The organism is Tenacibaculum sp. M341 (genome assembly GCF_004337695.1).
GTDB lineage: Bacteria > Bacteroidota > Bacteroidia > Flavobacteriales > Flavobacteriaceae > Polaribacter.
In genome coordinates, this window is the sequence record NZ_SJXJ01000001.1 from 277406 (window position 1) to 292769 (window position 15364).

Annotated in this window: 11 protein-coding genes and 1 other RNA gene; 6 read left to right on the plus strand and 6 right to left on the minus strand. The window is 30.2% G+C overall.

The genetic code is table 11. From position 1 onward, the window contains the following. The first annotated feature begins 166 nt into the window (after nt 1–166). Nucleotides 167–568 carry an RDD family protein gene (locus tag EYW44_RS01100; RefSeq protein WP_132721531.1) on the plus strand — a complete coding sequence of 134 codons (402 nt, stop codon included), beginning with the start codon at nt 167–169 and terminating at the stop codon, nt 566–568. Nucleotides 569–573: 5 nt separating this feature from the next. Next, nucleotides 574–1452 (plus strand): zinc-dependent peptidase, encoded by an 879-nt coding sequence (locus EYW44_RS01105; protein WP_132721533.1) that lies wholly within the window; start codon nt 574–576, stop codon nt 1450–1452. A 91-nt stretch (nt 1453–1543) separates the two neighbouring features. On the opposite strand, the gene EYW44_RS01110 is transcribed toward EYW44_RS01105, so the two are convergent. Next, on the minus strand, nt 1544–3292 hold the full coding sequence (locus EYW44_RS01110) for an endonuclease (RefSeq protein WP_132721535.1): 1749 nt from the start codon (nt 3290–3292) through the stop codon (nt 1544–1546). Nucleotides 3293–3539: 247 nt separating this feature from the next. Continuing rightward, complete coding sequence (locus EYW44_RS01115; protein WP_132721537.1) at nt 3540–5243, minus strand: endonuclease; 1704 nt, start codon at nt 5241–5243, stop codon at nt 3540–3542. 196 nt (nt 5244–5439) lie between these two features. Between EYW44_RS01115 and pheT the strand changes: the two genes are divergently transcribed. The 3 genes from pheT to EYW44_RS01130 all read left to right on the plus strand — a co-directional run bounded on the left by pheT (nt 5440) and on the right by EYW44_RS01130 (nt 9662). Further along, the gene (gene pheT / locus EYW44_RS01120; protein ID WP_132721539.1) at nt 5440–7866 is read left to right on the plus strand and encodes a phenylalanine--tRNA ligase subunit beta; all 2427 of its coding nucleotides are present in this window, start codon (nt 5440–5442) and stop codon (nt 7864–7866) included. Nucleotides 7867–7957: 91 nt separating this feature from the next. Continuing rightward, on the plus strand, nt 7958–9004 hold the full coding sequence (locus tag EYW44_RS01125) for a quinone-dependent dihydroorotate dehydrogenase (protein ID WP_132721541.1): 1047 nt from the start codon (nt 7958–7960) through the stop codon (nt 9002–9004). A gap of 40 nt (nt 9005–9044) precedes the next feature. Beyond that, complete coding sequence (locus EYW44_RS01130) at nt 9045–9662, plus strand: LysE family translocator (protein ID WP_132721543.1); 618 nt, start codon at nt 9045–9047, stop codon at nt 9660–9662. A gap of 341 nt (nt 9663–10003) precedes the next feature. Here EYW44_RS01130 and EYW44_RS01135 read toward each other — a convergent pair whose 3' ends face one another. The 4 genes from EYW44_RS01135 to EYW44_RS01150 form a co-directional block, all read right to left on the minus strand. Then, a complete protein-coding gene (locus EYW44_RS01135) occupies nt 10004–11833 on the minus strand; it encodes an ABC transporter ATP-binding protein (RefSeq protein WP_132721545.1) in 1830 nt (609 codons plus the stop codon). A 3-nt stretch (nt 11834–11836) separates the two neighbouring features. Further along, a complete protein-coding gene (locus tag EYW44_RS01140; protein ID WP_132721547.1) occupies nt 11837–13546 on the minus strand; it encodes a phospho-sugar mutase in 1710 nt (569 codons plus the stop codon). A gap of 21 nt (nt 13547–13567) precedes the next feature. After that, entirely contained in the window at nt 13568–14524 is a 957-nt protein-coding gene (locus EYW44_RS01145) for a glycosyltransferase family 2 protein (protein WP_132721881.1), read from the minus strand. 67 nt (nt 14525–14591) lie between these two features. Beyond that, nucleotides 14592–15128, minus strand: a complete 537-nt coding sequence (locus EYW44_RS01150) for a DUF4199 domain-containing protein (protein ID WP_132721549.1) — start codon at nt 15126–15128, stop codon at nt 14592–14594. A 137-nt stretch (nt 15129–15265) separates the two neighbouring features. On the opposite strand from EYW44_RS01150, the gene ffs reads away from it, so the two are divergent. Beyond that, nucleotides 15266–15364, plus strand: an RNA gene (gene ffs / locus EYW44_RS01155) — signal recognition particle sRNA small type.

The following is a 15364-nucleotide window of genomic DNA, read 5'->3' on the forward strand; positions in this document are numbered from 1 at the left end:
TATTTTTTCAATTCACCACAAACTTTTATACTTTAAAAAAGTGATAAATTATAAAACAATATTTTTCAATAGTTTATAAGCTCTATAATTGTTATCAAATCTGCCTAGTAAATTCGTTTTCACATCAATTTTGTATTACTTTTGCCGACCTAAAACTTTGTTATACATGGAAAAAGTAGATTATCCTGGAATAATTGATAGACTTAAAGCTTCGGTAATTGATGGATTGATAATTATAGCTTTAATAGGAGCTTCAACTGAAATTTTTAGTTCGTTAGATCAAGTGTCTAATACATATAAAGTAATAACTGTTATTGCGATTTTTTTGTATGAACCTATTACAGTGAGTTTATTTGGCGCTTCTATGGGACATAGAATGTGTAAGGTTAAAGTACAAAATACTAATTCTGGTAAAAAGATTAATATTATACAATCTGTTATTCGATTTTTAATGAAATCAATACTTGGTTGGATTTCTTTATTTACTATTTCCAGCGATAAACAAAACAAAGCTATGCACGATTTAGCAGTAAATTCTGTAGTGGTTTATGATGAGGATTACATCTAGTATTTATGGCAGTATTATTTTCTTTATTCCTAATTATTGTCTTTATTGTTTATGCTGTTTTTTTCGTAAAGCCTAAAAAATCAGAATGGATTAGTCCTACAACTCCATTTTTGAAGAAATGGAAGATGATTTTAGTAGAAAAAGTAGCTTTTTACAATGCATTAGATGCTAATCAGAAAAAAATATTCGAATATAAAGTTCATGATTTTATTTTGAACTGCAAGTTCATAGGAGTAGATACAGTAGTTGATATTACAGATAAATTATTGATAGGTGCTAGTGCTGTAATTCCTATTTTCAACTTTCCAACTTGGCGATATCCTAACATATCAGAGATCATATTATATCCTAGAATGTTTGATAGAGATTTTAAAACTACAGGAGAGAATAGAAGAATTCTAGGAATGGTAGGAAATGGTTATTTAGAAGGAAAAATGGTATTATCAAAACCAGCATTACATTTAGGCTTTGAAAACGGATCTGATAAAAAGAATACAGCAATACATGAATTTGTACATTTAATTGATAAGTTAGATGGAGAAATTGACGGTGTACCTAAAGTGTTGTTAGATAAACAATATGTGATTCCTTGGTTAGATTTGATGAATAAAAAGATAGATGAAATTTATGAAGGAGAGTCAGATATCAATCCGTATGGAGGTACCAATAATGCCGAGTTCTTTTCGGTAGTAAGCGAGTACTTTTTTGAACGACCTAAATTATTAGCTAAAAAACATCCTGAATTATATGAGTTATTAGAAAAAATCTTCAAACAAGATATGGATGATATGGATCTTCATTTTAAACGTGTTGATGTTTCTCGAAATGCACCTTGTCCATGTAACAGTGGATTGAAATATAAAAAATGTTGTATGGTTGATTAAGTTTAATTTTTAAACAATATCTCTATAAAACTAAAAACTGCCTGATATTCTAATCAGGCAGTTTTTTATATTATAAAGTAGCGTTTTGATGCTATTCTTTTATAATCTGTTTTGTAAATGTTTCTTTACCATTTGTTACTCGTAGTATATAAGATCCTTTTTGTAATTCACTCATATCAATTGTAGTTGTATTAGATAAGGTACCTTCTGTTAAAGTTTGACCTATATAATTGATAATTTTATACGAAGCCTCTTTGTTGTTAGCTAAATTGATGTTTAAAAATTGTTTTGTCGGATTAGGATATACGTTAAAAGTAGCTGTAAATGGAGGGGGAGTTGGTGTGTTAACATTACCAGCTGATCTAGAAGCACCACAAGCTCCTAATAAAACCCAACCAGAAGAAGTTCTTTCGTACAAGTTCCCTAAATAAGTTACTCTAGCTCCAACAGCATAACTAGTGCTGCTGCTCCATTCAGAGACCCCTTCACAAGGATCGTTAGAGCCACCACCAGAACTTCCAGAAGTAGAAACATTAAAAGCATCAACAGCCATGTCTCCTTGCCAAGTAGTACCAGTAATTCCATTTAAACGTAACTGAACTGTTTGACCTAAATAACCTGATAAATCAACAGTTGCTGTTTGCCATGAATTTCCTTGATTACCAGATTTACTCCAAATAGATGTCCAGCTAGTACCATTTAAACTAGCTTCTAAAGAAAGACTTCCCATATTACTTGCACCATACATATGATATTTAAAAGTAACAGAAGCTTGGCTAGCAGAAGAAAGATTAAAACAAGGACCATAAAGGATTGCTCTATCATTGGAGTTATTTGGACTTGAAGATTCCATGTATATATAGTAAGAACCAGCATTTGCACTACTAGGACCAGTATTACTAGATGGAGTACTACCAGAATTTAAAGACCAATTAAAGTTGTCAGTTGAAGCTTGATTCCAACCAGAAAAAGTGTTTTCGAAACTTTGAGAGTATGGAAAAGAAGTAACAGTAGAACTACACAATGTATTTCCTCCACCGCCACCAGAGCCACCGCCTCCGGTGTTTCCAAAACGATCTTCTGCTTGAGGACCTCCCCAAATTTCAGTAGCAAAAGCAGGGTTGTCAATAAATGGATTTCTATTTCCTTGTAAACCTTCTAAGATAGGATTACGTTGAATTTCAAAGTTAGAAACAGGGTCTTCTGCATTCCATTCTAAAAATAATTGCAACATATTAGCATCAGAAGAAGCACTGCTACCAATTCCTACATTACTAGGTAAACATTGATTACCATAACGTAAATACATGTACATCATCATACGTGCAACATCACCTTTCCATTCATCACCAGGATACCAACCTCCAGATACACTTCTTGCATTACCAGAAGCATCTACAAATTTTAAGTTACCTCTTTGTGAGTTAAAAGTAACATCGGCAGGTCTAATATGATGTGCATCTGCACCAGGACCAGAAGTTCCTAAGTTAGGATTACCTAATGATTTTGGATACACATGCTCACGATTCCAATCAGAAGTAGCACCACCATTATCATTTACTCCTCTTGTTCTTGCTGTAGTTCCTGATGAACTATAACCATAAACTAATAATACTCTAGATGAACTAGTTGGGTCCAAATCTGTTTGCTTTAAAGCATCCCAAACACCAGGAGTATACGATAAATTCGTTGTGTGAGTACTTATTATTTTAGAAGCAAGTTCATTTTTAAGAGAAGAACCGCTAAGGTTTAAATTAACATCATTGTAATACGAAGGTATTTGCGCAAACGTTATAGTCACTGTTAAAAAGAACAGTAAAAATGGTATTAATTTTTTCATTTACAGGGTTTTTATGTTTGATTCGGCAAATAACTGACTGTAATGTTAAAATATTGTTAAGTGATTGTTAACGATTGATAAGTTATTAACAATTTTCAATAAAAACGAAGAATTTTTCATGGTAAATGGCTTTTTAAATTGAATTTTTGCTTAAAATTTACCTTATGTTAATAAAAAAGTAATTGTATAAAAAAAAGCTGACCAAATAAAAACATTGGTCAGCTCACTTTATAAAAAAGTTATGTATTTATCTTTTTATTATGTGCTTGGTGTATATTTTTTCATCTTGATTTATTTGAAGAATGTAATTTCCTCTATCTAAATTAATGATATCAATTTTTCCGTTGGTAGAAGGTAGCATTCCTTTCAATAAAACTTGACCAAGGTAATTTACTATTTGAAAAGAAGCTTCTTTTTCGTTTGATAAATTGATGTTTAAAAATTGTTCAGCCGGATTTGGAAAAACATTAAAAGTAGTTGTCAATAGAGGAGGAGTTTGTGTTTTTTCTGATGTATTAACTGATCGAGATGATCCACAAGCACCTATTAATGTCCATCCACTAACAGTTCTTTCAAATAGGTTACCTAAATAGGTTACTCTACTACCTACAGCATAATTAATATTACTTCTCCATTCAGATACACCATCACAAATGTTAGTATTATTACTTCCGCCAGAAATGGTACCTAAACCTGAAGAGTTATCTACACTTAATCTATTCCATTGAGAAGAAATGTATGTACTACTAGGAGAATTTACACTAGAAACTCTTTGTAATGTAACATTTTGAGCAAAGTTCGAACTACTTGAAGGATTACCTATAAGATCTATTAAAGTACCATTCTTAAATAATCCAATAGCATCATTTCCATTAAAAGTAACGATACCGCTAGAAGTAGTTGTATTCGCTTTGTTTTTGATAGTTGAAGAAGCGTTGCTATTTGCAATTACGTAAACTTGTCCATTTGATAATTGACCAGATAAATTATAAACGGTTGAAAAATTACCACTTCCATTGGTAGCTTTTCTTAAAGAATAACTCGATAAATTTACAGTATTACCACTAAGGTTTGCAATTTCTAAAGCTTTGTTGTTTGATGATCCTTCAATGTATTCTGAAATAAATAATTCATTGTTGTTTCCACCACCAGAACCACCGCCTCCGGTATTTCCAAAACGATCTTGTGCTTGAGGACCACCCCAAATTTGTGTTGCAAAAGCAGGATTATCAATAAAAGGATTTCTGTTTCCTTGTATTCCTACTAAAGCAGAGTTTCTTTGAATTTCTAATGAAGAAACAGGATCTTCAGCATTCCATTCTAAAAATAAATCAATCATATTACTATCAGAAGAAACAGAGGTTCCAACTCCAACATTTCTGGGTAAACATTGATTTCCGTAGCGAATGTACATATACATCATCATTCTAGCTACATCTCCTTTCCATTCATTACCAGGATACCATCCACCAGATACACCACCTGAATTTCCATTACCATCAGCAAATTTTCTATTTCCTCTAGATGAATTTCTTGCAGGATCACAAGGTCTTAAACTATGAGCATCTGATCCAGCACCAGAAGATCCTAAATTCGGATTACCTAAAGATCTTGGATATACATGTTCTCTATTCCAGTCAGTAGAAGCTCCACCGTTATTATTTATGCCTCTAGTTCTATCATTAGATATAGTACCATCAGAATCATTCCATCCGTAAATTAAAATGACTCTAGAAGAGTTTGTTGGATCTATATCTGCTTGTTTTAAAGCATTCCAAACACCAGGAGTATAGCTTAAAAAGTTTGTATGTGTAGCAATTACCTTAGTAGAAAGTTCGTTTCTTAATGCATTGCCGCTTAAATTTAGGTTTACATCGTTATAATACGCTGGAATTTGCGCATAGGATGCAATCACTGAAATTAAAAATATAAGATTTATTAATGGTTTCATTGAAAGTATATTTTTAGTTAGTTTTTGGCAAATAACTTTTAATAATGTTAATCAAACATTAGTTAATAGTTAAAAATCAATAAATTATTACTGTATTTATTATGAAAAAAAAAGTGAGAATTTAATTGTGTGATTTAGGGCTGTTTTAATTGATAGAAAAGTGTAAATTTGCAAGTCAAATAGTATAAAAAACACAATGAAAATATCATATAACTGGTTACAACAGTTTTTACAGTTTGATTGGGCTCCTGAGAAAATAGGAGAACTGTTAACTGATTTAGGGTTAGAAGTTGAAGGTATTGAGCTGAAAGAAAGTATTAAAGGAAGCTTGAAAGGTGTAGTAGTTGGAGAAGTGCTTACTTGTGAAAAGCACCCTAATGCTGATAAATTAAAGGTTACTACAGTTAATTTAGGAGGAGAATCTCCAGTTCAAATTGTGTGTGGTGCTCCTAACGTTGCAGCGGGTCAAAAAGTTCCTGTAGCTACCATAGGTACTATGTTATATGATGAAAAAGGAGAAGGGTTTAAAATTAAAAAAGGTAAAATCAGAGGTGAGGAAAGTCACGGAATGATTTGTGCTGAAGATGAATTAGGGTTAGGTTCTGGTCATGATGGAATTATGGTTTTAAAAGAATCTTTTGTTCCAGGTACACCTTGTTCTGAAGTTTTTAATATTGAAACAGATCATGTTTTTGAAATTGGTTTAACACCAAACAGAGCAGATGCTATGAGCCATTTTGGAGTAGCAAGAGATTTAAGAGCTGGTTTGTTACAAAAAGATGTGAATTTAGAATTAATTTCTCCGTCTGTTTCTGATTTTCATGTTGATGAAAGAAGATTGAAGATTGATGTAGAAGTTGAGAACAAAGAATTAGTTCCAAGATATTGTGGAATTACCATTACAGATGTTGAAGTAAAAGATTCTCCTGAGTGGATAAAAAATAGGTTAAAAGCTATAGGTATTGTTCCTAAAAATAATATAGTTGATATTACAAACTATGTGTTGCATGAATTAGGACAACCATTGCATGCTTTTGATGCTTCTAAAATTAGAGGAAATAAAGTTGTCGTTAAAAATTTAGAAGAGGGTACTAAGTTTGTCACTTTAGATGAAGTAGAAAGAGAATTGTCTGCTGAAGACATTATGATATGTGATGCTGAAGGAAACCCGTTATGTATTGGTGGTGTTTTCGGAGGTTTAAAATCTGGAGTTACCGAAAATACAACGACTATCTTTTTAGAAAGTGCTTATTTTAATCCTGTTTCAGTTAGAAAAACTGCAAAGAGATATGGTTTAAATACAGATGCTTCTTTCCGTTTCGAAAGAGGAATAGATATCAACCAAACTAAATATGCCTTAAAAAGAGCTGCTTTATTAATTGAAGAATACGCAGGAGGTAAAATGTCTTCTGATATTATGGATTTTTACCCTGAAAAGGTTAAGGATTTTGAGGTGTTCTTATCTTTTGAAAACGTATACAAACTTATAGGTCAGGAAATTCCTAAAGAAACTATTAAAAATATTTTAGCTTCATTAGAAATTAAAATAAACAGTGTTACCGAAGCTGGTTTAGGTTTAGTAATTCCTTCATATAGAGTTGATGTTCAAAGAGAAGCTGATATTATTGAAGAAATTTTACGTGTTTATGGTTACAATAATATAGAGTTTTCTCATAAACTAAATACTTCTATTTCTTTTGATAATGATGTTCAAGTAAAAATAGAAAATGTAGTAGCAAATCAACTAGTAGCTTTAGGTTTTAATGAAACAATGGCAAATTCATTAACAAAGGCTGATTATATTAAACTTTCAGATAATTTAAAAGATGAGTTTAATGTAGAAATGTTGAATCCGTTAAGTAATGATTTGAAAGTAATGCGTCAATCATTATTATTTAGTGGTTTAGAGAGTATTGCTTATAACATTAATAGAAAAAATAATTCACTTAAGTTTTTCGAATTAGGAAAAACATATCATAAATATGAAAGTGGATACCAAGAAGACAAGCATTTAACTTTATTTGTTACTGGTAATAGAGCAAAGGATAGTTGGAAAGTTGCAAGTACTTCTTCTGATTTCTTTTATTTAAAAGGAATTGTAACTAATCTATTAGCTCGTTTAGGTTTTTCTAATTTAAAATCTACTCCAACAAAATCAGATGTTTTTTCTGAAGGTTTGTCTTTAAGCTTAGGTAAAACGAAACTAGTAGACTTAGGTGTTGTAAAAAGATCAGTATTAAAAGAATTTTCAATAAAACAACAAGTATTGTTTGCAGATTTTAACTGGCAAAATATTTTACAATTAACAGGGAATAAGAAAATAAAAGTTTCTGATTTACCTAAATTCCCAGCTGTTAAGCGTGATTTAGCGTTGTTATTAGATGCTAAAGTTGAATTTAAAGAGATTTATAATTTAGCTTTCCAATCAGAAAGAAAATTATTGAAGAATGTAGATTTGTTTGATGTATATGAAGGTGAGAATTTACCAGAAGGTAAGAAATCATATGCAGTAAGTTTTATTTTACAAGACGAAAATAAAACTTTGAATGATAAGCAGATTGATAAAATAATGCAAAAATTACAGCAAACATTTGAAAAGAATGTTGCTGCTGAATTAAGATAAAATAGAAAGCTCCTTTTAAAAGGGAGCTTTTTTTATAAACACAACTAAAACTTAGTCATCGATAGTATAGTATATCGATCAAATAAATACAATGTATAAATTACTTATTCGTCCTATTTTTTTTCTTTTTGATCCAGAGAAAATCCATCATTTTACGTTTTCATTAGTAAAAGTATTGTCAAAAATTCCTTTTGTTTCTTCAATTTTTAGAGGATTATACAAAGTAAATGATAAGCGTTTAGAACGAAATCTTTTCGGTTTAACTTTTAGTAATCCAGTAGGTTTAGCAGCGGGATTTGATAAGAATGCAGTTTTGTACAATGAATTAGCTGATTTTGGTTTTGGTTTTGTAGAAATTGGTACAGTTACACCAAAAGGTCAAGTAGGTAACCCTAAGCAAAGATTATTTCGTTTAAAAGATGATAAGGGAATTATCAATAGAATGGGATTTAATAATGAAGGTTTAGAAGCTGCTATTGAGCAATTAAAAAAGAATAAAGGAAAAGTAATTATAGGAGGAAACATAGGTAAAAATACAGCTACTAAGCCCGAAGATTATACAGCAGATTATTTGGAATGTTTTAAGGGCTTACATCCACATGTTGATTATTTTGTGTTAAATGTAAGTTGTCCAAATGTATCAAGTCATGCTAAATTAGAGGATGCAGATTATTTAAAAGAATTAATTACAGAAGTTCAAAAATTAAATAATGAGATAGCAATGTCTGGTGGTGCAAAGTCGAGACCTATTTTATTAAAAATAGCTCCAGATTTAAATAACACTCAATTAGATGAAATTATTGAGTTGGTTGCAGAAACTAAAATAGATGGAGTTATTGCTTCTAATACATCTGTAAATAGAGAAGGTTTAAAAGCTTCTGAAGCAAGATTAAAAGAAATAGGAAATGGAGGTTTAAGTGGTCAACCTATTAAAGATAGAAGTACAGGAGTAATTAAATATTTAGCTGATAATTCTAATAAGGCATTTCCAATTATAGGAGTAGGAGGAATTCATTCAGAAAAAGATGCTTTAGAAAAAATTGAAGCAGGTGCAGATTTAGTTCAAATTTATACTGGTTTTATTTACGAAGGACCTTCATTGATAAAGAGAATTAACAAAGCTATTTTAAAGAAATAAAAAGTAATTCATAATTTTAAATTCGTAATTATTAAAAATTATGTTTGAAACTTTACTAGCATTTGCTTCAGCAACGGCAATTTTAGCAATTTCACCTGGTCCTGATAATATTTTTGTACTTACACAAAGTATTGTAAATGGAAAAAAGTATGGTTTGGCTACTGTTTTTGGATTAATGACTGGCTGTATAATTCATACCACATTAGTAGCCGTAGGCGTTTCTCAAATTATTAAAGCTAACGAGCATATATCCTTTTTAATAAAACTTTTCGGGGCTGGTTATCTTTTGTATTTGGCTTATATGGTTTATAAGAGTGATGCAAAAATTGCCTTTTCTACTGATAATATAGAGACTAAAACAACTTTACAATTATTCAAAACGGGTTTTTGGATGAATGTATTAAATCCGAAAGTAACAATATTCTTTTTAGCTTTTTTTCCTCGTTTTTTATTTTCTGAGACTATCTCAAGTTTTATTCAATTTTATGTTTTAGGCGGAATTTTTATTCTTGTCTCTTTTGTTGTTTTTTCTACCATTGCAATTTTGGCAGGTTCAATATCTACTTTAATAAAAAAGAATAATAAAATTGGGTTATACTTAAAATGGCTACAAATTATTGTATTTGTAGGGATTGCTATTTTTATATTGAAACCATAATCTTTAGTTTACAGTTAGCAGTGTTTTAGTATACAGTTATCATTTAATGACAAATCTTTTTATTTCTTAACGTCAATATTTGATACAAAATCTTTGTCGGTTTGAGTGATTTTTAAGAATTAAAACGTAATAAAAAATTGTATCGAGAACAATTCATGTTGTGAAAGCTTTTCGATACAATTTTTTTCATTGCATTACAAATAATCTCACTCGAAGTGACAGTTTTTCTCTTAAACCATACTCACATTCCTTAACTTTTTATGTTTTTTTATTGTAAGAAATATTGAATTGCAAAATATAAAATCTATTGTCTTTAAACTTGTAAGTTAAAACTTTATAAATTAAATCGTTTGCATTGCTACAAGTTTAGCATAATCACCATTTTTGTTAAGTAATTCTGTATGCTTTCCTTGTTCTATAATTTTACCATCTCTCATTACAATTATTAAGTCAGAATTTTGAATGGTTGATAAGCGATGCGCAATTACCATTGAAGTTCTATTTTTCATAATGATATCTAGTTCATTTTGAACAAACTTTTCAGATTCGCTATCTAAAGCTGATGTAGCTTCATCAAGAATCATTATTGGAGCATTCTTTAAAATAGCTCTAGCAATAGATACACGTTGTTTTTGTCCGCCAGAGAGTTCATCTCCACGTTCACCCACATTGGTTTCATATTTTTCAGGAAGATTTTCAATGAAATCGTGAGCATTGGCAGCTTTAGCAGCTTCTTGTACACTATCAAAAGAAGCATTAGTATTACCTAAAAGAATATTGTTTTTTACAGAATCGTTAAATAAAATTGGGTCTTGAGCTACAACTCCCATTAAATTACGAAGTGATTTTTTAGATATGTTTTTAATATTGATACCATCAATTAAAATTTCACCTTTTTCCACATCATAAAAACGAGTAATTAAGTTAGCTAGTGTTGATTTACCACTTCCAGATTGACCAACAAAAGCCACCGTTTTACCTTTTGGGATTTTTAAGGAGAAGTTTTCTAAAACATACTGATCATTATATTTAAAATAGATGTTTTTAAACTCAATTTCATTTTTGAAGTCATCTATTTCTAAAGGATCACTAACTTCTTTGATGCTATCTTCAGTATCTAAAACTTCAAAAAAACGTTTAGCAGAAGCGTCTCCTATTTTTACATTATTATTAGCTTTTGCAATTGCTTTTGCTGGTGATAATATGTTATATGCAGCTGCCATAAAACCAACAAAAGTTCCGCTTGCTAATGATTGATCTATTAAAACCATTTTACCACCATACCATAATATTGAACCAATGGTTAGAATACCTAAAAATTCACTTAAAGGACTAGCAATGCTTTCCCTGATACTCAATTTATTACTTAAGTTCTTAATTTCAACAGTCTGATCATTAAATTTTTTAGCAAATAAAGCTTCTGCCGTATAGTTTTTTATAATTTTTAGTCCAGAAATACTTTCTTCAATCAAACCTAAGAATACACCGTTTTTGTAAAATATTTCTCCAGATTGTTTTTTTATTTTTTTACTGATGGCGCTTATCAATAAACCAGCTAATGGAATAAAAACAAAAATGAAAATCGATAACTCTAAACTAGTAATTAACATTGCGCATAATGTAAATACGATATTTAAAGGTTCTCGTATGAAAATAATAACAAGAGTTAAATATGTATTGTTTATGTTGTTAAGGTCTGTAGTAGCTCTAGAAATAATATCTCCTTTATTTTGGTCTGAGAAATATGGGATAGAAAGGTTTGAGATTTTATTATAATAAATTATTCTTAAGTCTTTTAAAACATCATTTTTCAGAAAAGCTAAACAAACTTGACCTAAATAACCAAAAATGTTTTTTAATAAAAAAACAAATACAACTATCACTATAATGTACATCAACGTTTTTTCAGCACCATAATTTTCATTGTTGTAGGTTACATAATAATTTAAAAGATCATTAAAGTATGCTTTAATTTTTTGACCAGAAAAAGAAGTGAGTTCAGGTTTAGTATAAACCTTTTCAGTTTCTTCAAAAAGTACATTTAATGTTGGCATCAATATAATGTATGACAATGTTGTAAAAAAAGCATAAAAAATATTAAATATGATACCAAATATGCCAGTCCATTTATATGGAATGGCATATTTTAAAAAACGTTTAAAATAATTCATTAATTAAACTCCTAGTTGTTTTATAATTTTTTGAATTTTACTATCTAAGTTCTTTTCTACAGTTTCATAATTTTCAACACTGTTTAAAGAATCTTTTACACTGATGTAAAATTTAATTTTTGGTTCTGTACCACTTGGACGACAAGCAACTTTAGTTCCGTTTTCAGTTTCGTAAATTAAAACATTAGATTTAGGAATATCAATAGTTGTTTTTTCTCCCGTGTTTAAGTTAGTGCTTGTTGAAGATAAATAATCGTTTACGAATACTACTTTCTCTCCGTTAATTTCAGATAGAGGATTTTCTCTTAAATCAATTAACATCTGCTTAATTTCTTCAGCACCTTTCATTCCTTTTTTTACTAAAGAAACTAAATGTTCTTTGTAGAAATTATGTTTAGTGTAAATTGTAATTAACTCTTTGTAAAATGAACTAGCATTGTTTTTTGCATATGTAGCAATTTCACAAGCAAGTAGGGTAGAAGTCACAGCATCTTTATCACGAACAAAATCACCTACCATAAAACCAAAACTTTCTTCACCACCCCCAATAAAGTCAAGTTCAGGAAAATCTTTAATCATTTTGGCAATCCATTTAAAGCCAGTAAGTCCTACTTTAGTTTCAACACCATAACTACTAGCTATTTCATTTACAAGAGGAGTAGAAACAATTGTGGAACCAACAAATTGTTTACCATTTAATTTACCGCTTTCTTTCCATTGTTTTATTAAGAAATCAGTCATAACACTCATGGTTTGATTTCCGTTAAGTAACTTCATATTACCTTCTAAATCTCTAACAGCAATACCTAAACGATCACTATCAGGATCTGTACCAATAACAATATCAGCATTTATTTCATTAGCTAAATTAATAGCCATTTCTAAAGCTTCTGGTTCTTCTGGATTTGGTGATTTTACTGTTGGAAAATCACCATTAGGTTCAGCTTGCTCTTCAACAATATGAACTTCTGAATACCCTGCACGCTTTAATACTTCTGGAATTAATTTAATAGATGTACCATGTAATGAAGTGAAAACTATTTTTAAGTTTGATCTATCACCAACTTCAAAAGTTCCATTTTTAATAGAAGCATCCCAAAAAGCCTCATCAATATCATTACCAACATATGAAATTAGATCTTCTTTTTTATTAAAATTAATGTCTGAGAACTCTAAACTATTTACTTCTGATATGATTTCTTTATCCTGAGGCGGAACAATTTGACCTCCGTCAGTCCAATATACTTTGTAACCGTTATATTCTGGAGGGTTGTGAGATGCTGTAAGAACGATACCTGCCTGACAATCTAAATGATTTACAGCGAAAGATAATTCAGGAGTAGGGCGTAAGTCCTCAAAAACATAAGTTTTGATATTGTTAGCCGATAAAACACCAGCTACTAATTCAGAAAACTCTTTACTATTATGCCTACAGTCATAAGCTATAGCTACCTTAATATCTTCATTAGCATATACTTTGTTTAAGTAGTTACTTAAACCTTGGGTTGCTTTTCCTAAAGTGTATTTATTTATTCTGTTAGTTCCAGCTCCCATCACACCACGCATACCACCGGTACCAAACTCAGTATCTTTATAAAATCGATCCACTAAATCTTCCGATTTTTGATCTACCAATGTTTGAATTTCACTTTGAGTATCAGTATCAAAAGTGTCTGTTAGCCATAGTGTAGCTTTATCTATAATTTCTTGCATTTTTTAGAGATATTAATAAGGTTAAAAGTTTATTTGATCTTTGATGTTGTAGTGTTTTTGATGAGCATTAACTTTAATAATAAGTTCCCCAACAAAACCAGCTAAAAATAATAATGTTCCCAGTATCATAGAGGTGAGTGCAATATAAAACCAAGGATTATCTGTAACTAATATAGTCTTAATTTTGTGAAAAACTCTATATAGTTTCATAAAACCTATGTAAAAAGCAGAGATAAAACCAAATAAAAACATTAGTGTTCCATACAAACCAAAAAAGTGCATAGGTCTCTTGCCAAATTTTGATAAAAATGAAATGGTAATGAGGTCTAAGAAACCGTTTACAAATCGATCCATTCCAAATTTTGTTTCTCCGTATTTTCTAGCTTGATGTTTTACTACTTTTTCACCAATTTTTCTATATCCTTCGTTTTTAGCTAGTACAGGAATATAGCGATGCATTTCACCGCTAACCTTAATAGATTTAACTACTTCGTTTTTATATGCTTTAAGACCACAGTTAAAATCATTTAACTTTAAACCAGATATTTTTCTTGCTGCCCAGTTAAACAACTTAGAGGGAATATTTTTAGTTAAAACATTGTCATATCGTTTCTTTTTCCAGCCAGAAATTAAATCGTAGTTTTCTTCAGTAATTAACTTATAAAGTTCAGGAATTTCATCTGGATTGTCTTGTAAATCAGCATCCATAGTGATAACTACTTCACCTTTTGTTAAATTAAAACCAGCATCTAAAGCTTGAGATTTTCCATAGTTAGTTTGAAATCGAATTCCTTTGACTTCAGGGTGTTGTTCAGATAATTTATGGATGATGTTCCAAGAGTTATCGGTACTCCCATCATCAATAAAAATAACTTCATATAAAAATTGATTGGACTGCATAACTTTTGCAATCCAATCATATAATTCTTGTAAAGATTCTTCTTCGTTTAAAAGTGGTATTACTACCGATATATTTATCATTAATTACTACCCAATTTTAGAAATGTAAAGTTACAATTTATTTTATATGTAGTAGTACTTAGATTTAAAAAGTATCTTCTTCTTTCTTTTGCATTACAGCTCCTGCTATAGCAGAAATTACAAAACCAATAAAAGCCCAAAATAAAATTCCCATAGCAGATGAAATTAATGGACCAGACATTTTTTCCTGAATAGCTAACTGAGTTTCAATTTGCTCATCAGATAACCCAGCATCAATTAAAGATTCTTCTGTTCTATCCAAAGCTTGTTGCATGAAATCAGGCTCAATAACATTAGTAAAGATTTGCTGATATATAATAACGATTAATGTACCTAAAATAGCAATACCTACACCAATTTTAATAGCTTGCCCAAAAGTTAAAAAACCATTGTTCTGAATTTTAAATTTTCTAATACCTAAAACTATAGATCCAATTATAGCTATAGCAGTTATTAAAAGAGATATCATTGCTACACTTGGGTCCAGATGTTTACCCATAGCATAGGCAACTAAACTTACAAATACAATTATTAGTCCATATATCCCTCCATAGTTTAAAATAGTGTTTTTACTGTTAGCTTGGTTTACTTGATTTTCCATTTAAATAAGTTTTGATTAGTTAAAAATTTGCGAAATTACTTAAAACATTTTATTAGTATTCAACATCTTAAAAATGTTACAGAAAAAACATTAATTTTTTTTGTTGTCAATTCAAAAAAAGGTTGTAGATTTGCAGCCGGCAAGTTCTACACAACTAGCTCCCTTTGAATCCCCCAGGGCAGGAATGCAGCAAGGGTATTAGGTTGTAGCAGTGTGATGTAGGTAGCTTGCCTTTT